The organism is Pseudoalteromonas luteoviolacea CPMOR-1 (assembly GCF_001625685.1).
In the GTDB taxonomy this organism is placed as follows: domain Bacteria; phylum Pseudomonadota; class Gammaproteobacteria; order Enterobacterales; family Alteromonadaceae; genus Pseudoalteromonas; species Pseudoalteromonas luteoviolacea_K.
Map to the genome: position 1 here is coordinate 26,560 of NZ_AUYC01000029.1, position 12,793 is coordinate 39,352.

A 12,793-nucleotide genomic window follows, 5' to 3' on the forward strand; every position below is an offset into this window, starting at 1 on the left:
TTACACCAAGCCAGTAAATTCGGGACGTAGAGGACAAATAGACAATAAAAACAAAAAGGGCATAGCGCCGCCATGCCCACAAATTCAAACTTAAGCTCTTTGACTAATTAATGTGCTTGTTCCCAGTTTTCACCGTGATCAGCTTCAACCACAAGCGGTACATCAAGCTTCGCCGCTTCACTCATTAATTGACAAATGTGTTCACTAAATTCAACGACTTTGTCAGCTTTGATTTCAAATACCAATTCATCGTGCACCTGCATAAGCAGCTTAATTTCATCTTGGCTATGCGCTTGCAACCATTGGTGCACTTTGATCATAGCTTTTTTAATAATGTCTGCAGCGGTGCCTTGCATCGGCGCATTAATTGCAGCACGCTCAGCCGCTTTGCGACGTGCGCCATTACGTGCTTTGATATCAGGCAAATAAAGACGGCGACCAAACAAGGTCTCAACATAGCCTTGCTCAGCGGCCTTCTCACGCGTACTTTCCATATACTCTAATACACCAGGGAAGCGCTCAAAGTATTTATCCATATAATGTTGCGCTTCATTACGGGGGATATCTAGCTGACGAGCAAGACCAAATGCACTCATACCATAAATCAGACCAAAGTTAACCGCCTTGGCTTTGCGACGCATATCTGACGTAACTTCCTCAAGCGGCACAGAGAACACCTCTGAAGCCGTCGCACTGTGTACATCTTTGCCCTCAGCAAATGCACTTAATAGGCCCTTATCTTGAGACAAATGCGCCATAATACGCAGCTCAATTTGACTGTAATCAGCTGCTAAAATGACATGCCCTTCATCCGCAACAAAAGCCTGACGGATCCGACGTCCTGCCTCATTACGAATTGGAATATTTTGTAAATTTGGATCACTAGAACTCAAGCGCCCAGTCGCTGTCACCGCTTGATGGTACGAAGTATGCACACGTTGCGTATCCGCATTCACCAATTTAGGTAACTTGTCTGTATACGTTGACTTTAACTTGGCCAAACCTCGATGCTCGATGATTAGCTTTGGCAATGGATAATCGTGCGCAAGCTCCTGTAACACTTCTTCAGCAGTTGAAGGGGCACCTTTTGGCGTTTTCTTTAACACTGGCAACCCTTGTTTTTCAAATAGAATTGCCTGTAATTGTTTAGTAGAGCTTAAATTAAACTCTTCTTCAGCAAGCGCATACGCTTCTTGCTCAAGCTCAGCCAAGCGCTTTTCGATTTCTAAGCTTTGCTCACCCAACATCGTACTATCAATTTGAACACCGGTGCGCTCCATATCAGAGAGTACAGTGATCAATGGCAACTCAATCTCTTTAAACACACTGATTAAACTGCTTTCTTGCTCTAATAAAGGCCATAAATGCTGATGTAGGCGCAAAGTAATGTCAGCATCTTCAGCGGCATATGGCGCTGCTTTATCTAACTCTATTTGATTGAATGTCAGCTGCTTTTTACCTTTGCCTGCAATGTCTTCAAAGCTGATATTTTTATGACCTAGGTACTTGAGTGCCAATGAATCCATGTCATGACGGGTACCAACACTGTTAAATACATATGACTCAAGCATAGTATCAAACTCAATGCCATTTAATGAGATACCAGCGCGCGCCAACACGCTCTTGTCGTATTTTAAGTTTTGTCCCACTTTTTTAATGCTGTGATCTTCTAGGATCGGCTGTAACAGCTCAAATACTAAGGCTTTATCTAGCTGCTGTGGCGCGCCCATATAGTCGTGCGTCAGAGGCAAATATGCCGCTTCACCCGCTTCCACAGCAAAGCTCATCCCCACCAAATCCGCTTGCATATAATCTAGGCTGGTCGTTTCCGTATCAAAAGCGAACACCTCTGCACTTTTAAGCTTTTGAACCCAAATATCCAGCTGTTCGGTCGTCAGAATCGTTTCGTAATTGCCTTTAACCACTGGTTCTGGTGCTTCCACAGCAGCTGATGCTGAGCTATCTTTGTTTGCTTTGCCATCTAATAACTCCGCAAGCCAACGCTTGAACTCACACTGGCCATATAATTCAACCAATCGATCTTTATCCATTGGCTGGATCTTAAAGGTGTCCAGATCTTCCTCAACTTCACAATCTAGTTTGATGGTCGCCAGCTCATACGACAACTCAAGCTGAGCTTTATGCTCCTCTAGCTTTTTCGCCATACTTTTTGAGCCACGAAAACCGAGTGGTGCAATTTCATCAAGGTTGTCGTACAGCGTTGTAATTGAGCCTAAGCCCTGTAACATTGCCAACGCCGTTTTTTCACCAACGCCCGGTACACCTGGAATGTTATCGACTTTGTCACCCATCAAGGCAAGGAAATCAATGATTAGCTCAGGACCAATACCAAACTTATCGACCACCCCTGCAGGATCTAAAACCGTATCTGTCATCGTGTTGATCAAAGTCACATGCTCATTGACTAACTGAGCCATGTCTTTATCACCTGTACTGATCAAAACATGACGCTGTTGTTCTGACGCTATACGCGAGAATGTGCCAATCACATCATCCGCTTCTACCCCTGCGATGCTCACCAGTGGCAGACCCATTGCTTTTATGATCTCATGAATTGGCTCAATTTGCGTACGCAAATCATCCGGCATAGGCGGTCTATTTGCCTTGTACTCAGAATACATGTCATTTCTAAACGTCGGCCCTTTTGCATCAAACACAACCACCATGTGGCTAGGATCAAATTGTTTGAGCAAACTTTTAAGCATATTGATCACGCCGTAGATTGCACCAGTGGCTTCACCCTGAGAATTCGTCAAGTGGGGTGGCGCATGATAAGCACGGAATAAATAGGAAGAACCATCCACTAAAATTAATGGGTTTTCTGGGATCTGAGGCATAATATTTTGGATCCTAATAAATGAAATTTAATAACTTGCTAAGGATGCCACAAGGCATAGCATAAAACGAGAGGAGTGCAATGAAACTTAACAAGGAAAAACTGTGGATAACTTTGTAGATAAACACAAGAAAAGCACCAGCAATAAAATAAAGCTAGTGGCCTAATACATATAAACAACTGATAAATAAAATAAAATACAAAAGAAAAATATTGAACGCCACAATATCAATTTGTGGAAATATCATAACTCATGTATTTTTCACCCTAGAAAACTGGTGATAAAACGACCCGTTATTTTGAGCGGAGGCGTATACTAACATAATTGATCAAAGATCAAAGCAGATCCTTTATATTTTTTTTCACAGTTGGCATTCTTACATTGAATATAGCAGGCACAATAAGCCTTAGGAGATAAAAAATGAAACAAGTAGCAATCATTTTTAGTGGTTGTGGGGTATTTGACGGTGCAGAGATCCATGAATCAGTTTTAACTATGCTGCATCTAGAGCAACAAAACATCGCCTATCGTTGTTTTGCACCAAACATTGACCAGCACCATGTCATCAATCACATCACAGGTGAAGAGCAAGCTGAGTCTCGCAATGTATTGACCGAGGCTGCACGCATTGCGCGAGGTGATATCACCGATCTAGCGCAGCTCAATGTCGATGAGTTTGCTGCATTAGTGATCCCTGGAGGCTTTGGCGTCGCTAAAAACTTGTCGGATTTTGCTTTTAAAGGCGCTGAATCTCAAGTACTCGACTCGCTCAAGTCTGTATGCCAGCAATTTAATGCACAGAACAAACCAATTACTTACTTATGCATTGCACCCGCACTCATAGGCCATATTCACCAAACAGGTACCAAAGCCACGATAGGTAATGATGCTGATACCGCCGCAGCGGTGAATGCACTCGGTGCCACACACATAGACTGCGCCGTTACGGATATCGTTGTAGACGAGCAACAAAAAGTTATCAGTACGCCCGCTTATATGTTAGCAAGCAACATCAGTGAAGCTTCTGCGGGTATCGAAAAAGCGATTGCACGTCTCGCTCAACTGATCGCTTAACACGTCAGTCATCTGCTCCAAAAAATTTGCTTGGTTTTAAGCACAAAAGACCAAATCTTTGCCCTAACGCAATAAAATTTGTTTTTTATACGCTTAAGATCAAGTTTAAATTTTAACTAATTAGGTGGTGACGTTATACTCAATTAGGAACCGTCATCCGTCGTGCTTCGTGATCGAAGACATTAAATTTGAAGTGAGCAAGGTAAATGAAGAAACTGTCAGCAGCACTCTTAATGCTATCCACGGCCACCGTCGCCCAGCCGTATGATAATTCTCTAACCGAAGAAGCCATCAAAAAGCGTTTAGCCCCAATAGGTTCAGTCTACTTAGCTGGTGCAGAAGATACGGCTGCCGCAGCCCCAGCAGGCCCTCGCTCTGGTGAGCAAGTATATCAAGCATCTTGTTTTGCTTGTCACGGTACAGGGGCACTTGGCGCGCCTAAAACAGCAGATGAATGGGCGACCCGTCTAAGTAAAGGCGCTGACGTATTACTTGATCACGCTATAAATGGATTCAATGCGATGCCACCAAAGGGCACGTGTATGGACTGTAGTGACGATGAAATACAAGCCGCTATCGACTTTATGCTCAAATAAAAGTCGTATAAAAAACAGAGACAAATACTCGCTTATTTGTCTCTATTAAGGCAAAATGTTTATCATAGAATTGAATTAACATTTTACACTTGACCCCTAAAGTCAAAAGTGAAAATATAAAGTTTAATAAATAAACAATAATAGCCTTTGGTTTAATCATTGGAAGATCCAAACGACGTTGCAATTCGCAAGCTTACTCGAAAGAATCGCCGCTTAGAGTCCTTGTTGAAAAAATACAAACAAAACTATCACTTGCAACATGCCTTGATACAGCTTTCTGAGCAGGCTAGCACAGTTGCCGAGCTAACCCTTCTATACCCTGCTATTCACAGCATTTTAGAGCAACATTTACCAAGCAAAAGCTTTTATGTTGTATTGCAGAACCAGTTTACCCAAACCTTAGAGCTCTCCTATTTCGTCGACGAAAAAGACGGAATCTCCGTGCCACTGCATGAATCGCATCATTTTGATCAGGGTGTCACAGGGTATGTATTTAATACCAAGAAGGTTTTGTATTTAACCAAGGGTGAAATGCAGAAAATGATAGACGACTGCAAATTCAAAGCCTTGGGTAGCCCAGCAGAACACTGGGTAGGCGTACCAATATTCCGGGATAAAAATATTATTGGCGTAATGGTCTCGCAAAGTTATCGACCTCAACAAGCTTATAGTGAACATCAAATTGAGCTTCTTGAGGTGATGTCTTTGTACCTAGCAACAGCCATTGAGCGCGTCAAAAAACGTGAACTGCTAGAGTCTGAAGTTAAGATCCGTACTCGAGCATTAATGCAAAGTAACGACGCACTAAATAAAGAAATAGAACAACGTAAACGGGCACTAGAGCGGCAACAAATATTATTTAAGATTTCTGAATTGGCAACCCAATTTAGCGATATCGATGATGTATATAAACAAGTTCATAAAATAATTCGCTCCATTACCTTTGCGAATAATCTCTACATTGCTTTGCACGATACAGGCTCTAATTGGTTGAGCTTTCCTTATTGCGTCGATGAAGTCACTGAGTATCGACCACGGCCTTTTGCCAAAGGCTACAGTGAACTGGTGATCACCACAGAGCGCAGTCAGCTGATAGACACACAGCGTGCTGCAATTTTGATAGACGGTGGTGTGGTACGACGCCCTCCTGACTATGATGATTTGGAAACGGCCACCAGCTGGTTAGGTGCGCCACTCAAAACCGCCAAAGGGGTTATTGGGTTAATAGCTTGCCAAGCTTATAACCATGAATACGAATATAATCATGAAGATGTTGAACTGATCTCGTTTGTGTCCAACCAAATTGCATCTGTTTTACAAACGCATTTAGCGAATCAAGCGCTCAAAGCGAGCAACCAAGAATTGGAACATCGCGTAGCCGAAAAAACCAAAGCGTTGCGTCAGACAAATTTACACCTGCAAATGCAAATTGAAGAACGTAAGAAAATTGAGCAGCAGCTTTATCATGATGCACACCACGATCCACTTACGTCATTGCCAAACCGCAGCCTCTTTTTAACTCAGCTTGAAAAAACGCTGCAAAAATACCAACGATACCCTGAACATAACTTTGCGGTGCTCTTTATTGATCTAGACAAGTTTAAAGTGATCAACGATGAACTGGGGCACCAAGCTGGCGATCAATTCTTAATCTGGGTCAGCACGGCATTTTCAGAGTGTATCCGCGAGCACGACTTGCTTGCACGCCTCGCCGGTGATGAGTTTGTCATTTTGCTCGATCACCTCACGGACAAACAACAAGCGGAAGATGTGGCAAAACGACTCATTCGAGTGATGCAGCAGCCTTTTTGCATGAAAGGTGTTTGTATGCAAAGTGGTGCCAGTATTGGCATTACCTACAGCAATAAAAATTACAAAAATACCGATGAAATTATTCGTGATGCTGATGCCGCGATGTATTATGCAAAAAATGCTGGGCGCGGTCGTTATGAGTTTTATCATCCGCTACTCACCGCTTCTGCAGGAAGTACAAATAAACCGGAAGAGCAACACCATTTAACGGCCTTACCGACGCACTTTAGAAGTACCGACATCGTTGATTTTACCAATCACGCGTCACATATTATTACCTTAGAAGCGTTTGGCGAGCACCCCGTACTAGGGAGCACCAGTTTTGATGTATTGAAGAAGTTCGCCGCCGCGAAAGATGAGCATTTAGACATAGAACTAGGGTTGTTAGAAAAAGCCTTAAAGATTGCCCAAAGCTATGATCAAGACGTGCTTTTCGCATGTTCAACGGTCATTTTAGAATCTTCTGCTTTTTCAACTTTAAAACAGTTGCTCAGCCTCAATGATACGCAGCTATGCCTGATGTTTGATGAAAATGAGGTACGCTATGCATCGAGCGTACAGTTAGAAAACCTCAAAGAGCTACCACAATTAGGCGTAAATATTGGCCTCAATGATTTCGCCAAAGAGCGATGTGATTTGGCTTTTTTGAGTAGTATTGATTTTAAATATGTTTTACTAAGTTCAGTATTCAGTAAGCGCGTGCTACAGCAAAACAGTTACGATATTCAATTACAAGGCATTTTAGCGATCACCAAATTAAAATCGATTCAGGTTATCGCCAAAGGGCCTGCTATTTTGAACTTTAGAAGTTTACTAGAAAAACATGGGTTAAAACTGTTTTTTGGCAAACAGCAAAATTTAAAGAGTGCTCGTCAAAACATCACTGGTATCGACGAGCAAGAAACTCTAACGTTTTAACATCGCACGCAAATTGGCCACGCGCGCTTGGCCTTTTTCCATTCTTTCTGATTGCGACACCACCGCTTTTTTGCCTTCAAACTGGAGATCATCTTGCGGTAATTCTTGTACAAAGCGACTTAGTTCTGGTGTTATCTGCTCACCAAACTGGCGACGACTTTTTGCATAAGTAAGCGTCAGTGTCTGCTGGGCACGGGTGATCCCAACATAAGCCAACCGCCGCTCTTCTTCTACATTGTCTTCATCAATACTGGTTTGGTGTGGTAATAACCCCTCTTCCATTCCCACCATAAAGACATGCGGATATTCCAGACCTTTTGAAGCATGTAAAGTCAATAACTGTACGGCATCGCTCTCATCTTCCTCTTCATTACGCTCTAACATATCTCTGAGGGTAAGCTTAGTCACCACTTCAGACAAGGTCATCGGTGGGTTATCAGCATCCCCAGTAAGCATGTCACTGATCCAACGATATAATTCTGAGACATTTTTCATGCGCATTTCTGCTGCTTTTGCGCTGGTTGAAGATTCGTATAAGTAGGTCTCATAATTGATCTCACGGATCATATCCTTCACCGCTTCGAGCGTATCTCCTCGTACTGCACGATCACTCAACTCCACCACCCAACGCGCAAAGCCCGCCAAGGCATTGTACCCTTTGCCAGTCAAACGCTGTGTTAGGTCACTATCAAAGCACGCCTCAAACAAGCTAATATGTTTGTCATTTGCCAAACTGCCGAGCTTTTCGAGTGTCACAGGACCAATTTCTCGCCTTGGCGTGTTAACGATACGCAAAAATGCATTGTCATCGTCTTGGTTTACCAGTAGACGCAGATAGGCCATGATGTCTTTAATTTCACTGCGCGCAAAAAATGACATACCACCGCTGATCTTATAAGGAATGCGGTTAGCCATGAGGGCTTTTTCAAACACGCGCGCTTGGTGGTTGCCTCGATATAAAATGGCGTAATCTTTATAGCTGGTACGCTTCATAAATTTATGCGAAATGATTTCTGCCACCACTCGCTCAGCTTCATGCTCTTCATCACGGGTAGCAATCACACGCAAAGGATCGCCATAGCCTAATTCACTGAATAGCTTTTTATCAAATTCATGGGGGTTATTGGCAATCAGGATATTCGCAGACTTCAATATACGACCTGCACTTCGGTAGTTTTGCTCCAGCTTGATCAACCGCAGTCCAGGGTAATCTTTGCTCAACAACACCAAGTTTTGCGGTTTTGCACCACGCCATGAGTAAATCGACTGGTCATCATCGCCGACCACCGTAAACCGTGCGCGCTCACCCACAAGTAATTTAACCAGTTGATATTGACTGGTATTGGTATCTTGATACTCATCCACCAGCAAGTATCTAAACTGATTTTGCCAGCGCTCTCTCACTTGCGCTGAGCTCCCTAACAATAGCGTTGGAACCATGATCAGATCATCAAAGTCTAACGCATTATAGGCTCTCAGCTGTGTTTGATAGCGAGCATACAACTGCGCAAAAAGTGCTTTTTGCGGTTCACGGGCTTCTCTAATGGCACGCTCAGGTAATATCAGATCATTTTTCCAGTTACCGATCTGCATCTTCAGCAAATTAAGCAAGTCTTTGTCTTTTTCCAGCTCTTTTTCAGTCAACTCTGAGAGCAACTGATTGGTATCTTGGTCATCAAACAGTGAAAAGCCGGGTTTAAACCCCAAAGTTTTCACTTCCTTTTTGATGATGTTCAATCCCAAGGTATGAAATGTCGAGATCCATAGGCCTTTTGCGTCTTGCTTCCCAAGTGTCTGCGATACACGCTCTCGCATTTCTTTGGCCGCTTTATTAGTAAAAGTCACCGCGGCAATATTGCGCGCTTTGTATTCACATTGCTGAACCAAATATGCAATTTTATTGGTGATCACACGGGTTTTTCCTGAGCCTGCTCCTGCTAATACGAGGCATGGACCACTAATATATTTAACGGCTTCATCTTGTTTGGGATTGAGTTTCATAAAAGGTGAGTACCCTGAGTAACTGGAGCCGCCTAGTTTATCTTATTCATGCCACAATACCAATTTGCAATGTTTTGATTATGATTAAACATTAAGACGGTTAGATACGTAAGACAAACTAAAATGCGTTTATCGACATGGCGGTTTACGGTAAGATATTGCGCATTAACTAGCTATAAGGCACTGACATGATAAACCCAGCAAAAATCGAAGAGATCGCAAAACAGATCTCAAGCAACATGCCACAAGGTGTGCGTAATTTAGCAGAAACGTTCGAAGCAAAGACCAAACAAGCCATTCAAACTAAGCTGACAGAAATGGACTTTGTTAGTCGTGAAGAATTTGATATTCAGAGCAAAGTATTGATCAGAACGCGCGAAAAATTGACTGAACTAGAAGCCAAAGTAGCAGAACTTGAAGCCAAGCTAGCGCAACAAAACGACACTGAATGATCTGCTGCAGGAATAAGCACACAGACACGCCGTGCTTGTGTGCCAAAACTGCCATTTTATTTATCGAGATGACGTGTTACCAGTGACAAAATCGCTTGCTCATAACTGGATGATAAACATGCCTCTGAGTCAACCGCAGGCACCAGCTCATTGAGTAACCCATCGGCCAACCCATACACCCAACCATGTACTTCCAATTGCTGACCGCGCTGCCAAGCATCTTGGACGATACTTGTGCGACATACATTCCTGACTTGCTCAATCACATTCAGTTCGCACAATACATCGCTGCGTTCAACCACTGAGACTTCGCGTAAAAGTGCTTGATGCTTTTCTTTGATATCAACAACATGTCTCAACCAATTATCGATTAAGCCGAATTTGGCTCCATCCAGCGCCGCTTTGACCCCACCACACCCATAATGCCCTACGACCATAATGTGGCTCACTTTCAATACTTCAACGGCATACTGCATGACTGACAAACAATTATGATCCGTGTGCACCACCACATTGGCTACATTGCGATGTACAAATAACTCGCCGGGTAAGAGGTCAACGATTTCATTTGCAGGGACTCTAGAATCCGAACAACCTATCCATAAATAATCAGGATTTTGCTGCATCGACAACGTCTTAAAAAACGCAGGATCACGAGCTTGTGTACGCTCAGCCCATTGGCGATTATTTTCCAACAAATGTGCTAAATGACTGGTCTGTTGATGGCACATTCTATTTCCTCATAGCGACCGACGTTTCGTCGCCTGTATCAGTAAATTCCTTGGTGTCAGTGACTTTTCACAAAACTGCTCAAGTGTCACGTCATACCCCTTAGCATGTAAATATAACACTCTATCTAACACAAGCCACAATTCAATGGCACGCCTAAAACCATGGCGAACTAACTCTATGCGTTCAGTCACTTTTTGCCTTTTTTCAGCCTGCGCCAAATACCGCGGATAATCTATCTCATCTGGTAATTCGATGCCTTTCTTTTGTGCAGCCCATGCACAGAAGTCTGCAAACTCACCAGAAAAAACAGCCTTATTCACGGATGGTACGCTCACATAGAGATCTGTTTGTGTGATCTCACGGCGCAGTGCATCAAAAGCTAATCTCCATAACACCTCTTTTTTACGCACTTTTGCAACACGTGACGGTGCTGTCACGGTTTCTTGTAGTGCCAATTTCATGTCATTATGCGTTAAACGTACTGTGCTGCCTTTGCCTACCTCACTCATCGGCTGGTATTCATCGCTCGTGAACAAGTGATAACAACAGGGCGATAAACTAATTTTCTCACACCCTGCAGCCGCAGCTTCACGCATAAAGTTCTGATGAAGCTTGCCACATGCATGTAATGCCACCGCATGTTGCTGAGCTTTAAAGTGATGACTCACCGGTTCTGTTAATACATCAGCACAGTGAAAAGTCATATCTAATTTTTGTTGTTCAGCACTTTGTGCACCTTGCTCACACAAGTGTGCTTGCAGCTCAATACTGTCCACATGAGGCACCCCCGTATAAGCCAAGATCCTACCCAAGTGCCCTTTACCTGCACACCATTCTAATACTGGCAATTGACGCTCATTTAAAGCAGATACAAAGTCTTGTAACTGCCCTACTTTTCTCCCTTTTATGCCATTGCTCAGCCAAAAGGGTAACTCAGGTCGATGACGTTCAGTTAAGTGTATCTGTGTCAGTGTGCTTATCTCAGCAAGCTGCGGGATATAATCTGACAGAGTCTGTTGCAACGCACTTTGATCCATATCTAATGCGCTCAAAGTCGCCTCATCCAACCCCGATAGATAGTCGTCCAATTCAGGCCATGGTGTGACAAGATGATCAAAGGCAATCAGTTGCCAATACTGACGTGTTTCATGGAGTAGCCTATCAAGTGACTGAAAATGCGTGATGTAAGACGAGATCATAAGCTTTATTGATTACTGCAATTCGCTACATTGTATGCTATCTACATCATGATAGAAAACGCTACACTAATCCATCACACGATAATTTTTTCTTTGCAGTACTAAGCTCACATACATGGGAATGCATAACACACTCATCACAATGGCTAAGATTAGCATCCATGACCAGTTAATCTCTGTTTGGCTTTTCTCAGAATATAAAAATGCGCCTTTATGCTCATGAAAACTGGTAATGTCTAGGTGATACAGCTGGGCGATCCACTGCCAGCGTGCCAATGACATATTCCCAATTGGGATCCCTGGCGCTTTAATAAAAGGTACTAACTTATCAGCTTCATTGGCTAACTCTTCAAAATTCTTTTCCGTAGCATATAACTTTGTTATTTGTAGCGCTTCATCCAAATTGGCCAACGCATAACGCCACCCTTTGAGGCTTGCACTACGAAACTTGGAGACCATATCTGGACGATATTTATAGACATCTTCTGAAGTAAACAAAATGTCTGCATACACATTGATGCCATAATGCTTGGGGCAGATCTGTCGCGTTGCGATCCCTTGTTGTGCCATTTTGAATGGCTCATTCGATACATACACCTGCAGCGCATCAAATTTACCTGCTTTAAAATCTTCAAGAGGTGACAACCCCGAGTAAATAGGCAGTTGACTCACATTGATACCAGCACGCTCTAAAATAAGCACTAACTCAGCCCCTTCAGTTCGCCCCAAATGACTTATTTTTTTTCCTTGGAAATCTTTTGGTGAATATATATCACTGTCGGCACGGACCATCCAGCAATAAGGAGAGGATTGAAATACTGACGCAAGCGCAACTAAAGGCTTGCCTTGCATGCGCTGTTCGAGCAAACCAGAGTGAGTAACCCCGAACTGAGCTTGCCCTGAGAGCACTTTAAACTGTTCATCAGGCTGGTGCTTTAACGCAGGGGCAATATTGACATCTAAACCAACTTGTCGATAAAAGCCTTTTTGCTTGGCAACATAATAACCAGCAAACTGGAATTGATGCACCCACTTTAACTGCAGTGTCACTGGCTCAAGTGCTGTTGCACATGTACAAAAAAAGACAAACAAAATAACAATGAAACAACGGAGCATAAGCTGTCCTTAGTATATTCATCTTTGAATATAGA

Annotated in this window: 9 protein-coding genes; 4 read left to right on the forward strand and 5 right to left on the reverse strand. The window is 43.1% G+C overall.

The features are described 5' to 3' along the window. Window positions 1–107: 107 nt before the first annotated feature. Window positions 108–2,858: a DNA polymerase I gene (gene polA / locus N473_RS11990; RefSeq protein WP_063368120.1), complete on the reverse strand. Its 2,751-nt coding sequence runs from the start codon at window positions 2,856–2,858 to the stop codon at window positions 108–110. A 420-nt stretch (window positions 2,859–3,278) separates the two neighbouring features. Here polA and elbB point away from each other — a divergent pair, with 420 nt between their 5' ends. From elbB to N473_RS12005, 3 genes are all read left to right on the forward strand, one after another. Then, on the forward strand, window positions 3,279–3,932 hold the full coding sequence (gene elbB, locus N473_RS11995) for an isoprenoid biosynthesis glyoxalase ElbB (RefSeq protein WP_063368121.1): 654 nt from the start codon (window positions 3,279–3,281) through the stop codon (window positions 3,930–3,932). A gap of 206 nt (window positions 3,933–4,138) precedes the next feature. Beyond that, a complete protein-coding gene (locus tag N473_RS12000; RefSeq protein ID WP_063368122.1) occupies window positions 4,139–4,528 on the forward strand; it encodes a c-type cytochrome in 390 nt (129 codons plus the stop codon). A 159-nt stretch (window positions 4,529–4,687) separates the two neighbouring features. Beyond that, complete coding sequence (locus N473_RS12005; RefSeq protein ID WP_063368123.1) at window positions 4,688–7,258, forward strand: diguanylate cyclase domain-containing protein; 2,571 nt, start codon at window positions 4,688–4,690, stop codon at window positions 7,256–7,258. Here the strand turns inward: N473_RS12005 and rep are convergent. After that, on the reverse strand, window positions 7,247–9,259 hold the full coding sequence (gene rep, locus N473_RS12010) for a DNA helicase Rep (RefSeq protein ID WP_063368124.1): 2,013 nt from the start codon (window positions 9,257–9,259) through the stop codon (window positions 7,247–7,249). The genes N473_RS12005 and rep overlap by 12 nt on opposite strands. 188 nt (window positions 9,260–9,447) lie before the next feature. Between rep and ubiK the strand changes: the two genes are divergently transcribed. Beyond that, entirely contained in the window at window positions 9,448–9,711 is a 264-nt protein-coding gene (gene ubiK / locus N473_RS12015) for a ubiquinone biosynthesis accessory factor UbiK (RefSeq protein WP_063368125.1), read from the forward strand. 56 nt (window positions 9,712–9,767) lie between these two features. On the opposite strand, the gene can is transcribed toward ubiK, so the two are convergent. The 3 genes from can to N473_RS12030 form a co-directional block, all read right to left on the reverse strand. Continuing rightward, entirely contained in the window at window positions 9,768–10,442 is a 675-nt protein-coding gene (can, locus tag N473_RS12020; protein ID WP_063368126.1) for a carbonate dehydratase, read from the reverse strand. A 9-nt stretch (window positions 10,443–10,451) separates the two neighbouring features. Beyond that, window positions 10,452–11,642 carry a methyltransferase gene (locus N473_RS12025; RefSeq protein WP_063368127.1) on the reverse strand — a complete coding sequence of 397 codons (1,191 nt, stop codon included), beginning with the start codon at window positions 11,640–11,642 and terminating at the stop codon, window positions 10,452–10,454. A gap of 66 nt (window positions 11,643–11,708) precedes the next feature. Further along, the gene (locus tag N473_RS12030) at window positions 11,709–12,758 is read right to left on the reverse strand and encodes an ABC transporter substrate-binding protein (protein ID WP_063368128.1); all 1,050 of its coding nucleotides are present in this window, start codon (window positions 12,756–12,758) and stop codon (window positions 11,709–11,711) included. Window positions 12,759–12,793: the final 35 nt, after the last annotated feature.

Excerpts from the sequence above, each read along its gene's own strand:
- N473_RS12030 (WP_063368128.1), bottom strand. The coding sequence starts at position 12,758 with ATGCTCCGTTGTTTCATTGTTATTTTGTTTGTCTTTTTTTGTACATGT.
- N473_RS12000 (WP_063368122.1), top strand. The coding sequence starts at position 4,139 with ATGAAGAAACTGTCAGCAGCACTCTTAATGCTATCCACGGCCACCGTC.
- rep (WP_063368124.1), bottom strand. The coding sequence starts at position 9,259 with ATGAAACTCAATCCCAAACAAGATGAAGCCGTTAAATATATTAGTGGT.
- N473_RS12025 (WP_063368127.1), bottom strand. The coding sequence starts at position 11,642 with ATGATCTCGTCTTACATCACGCATTTTCAGTCACTTGATAGGCTACTC.
- elbB (WP_063368121.1), top strand. The coding sequence starts at position 3,279 with ATGAAACAAGTAGCAATCATTTTTAGTGGTTGTGGGGTATTTGACGGT.
- can (WP_063368126.1), bottom strand. The coding sequence starts at position 10,442 with ATGTGCCATCAACAGACCAGTCATTTAGCACATTTGTTGGAAAATAAT.
- ubiK (WP_063368125.1), top strand. The coding sequence starts at position 9,448 with ATGATAAACCCAGCAAAAATCGAAGAGATCGCAAAACAGATCTCAAGC.
- polA (WP_063368120.1), bottom strand. The coding sequence starts at position 2,858 with ATGCCTCAGATCCCAGAAAACCCATTAATTTTAGTGGATGGTTCTTCC.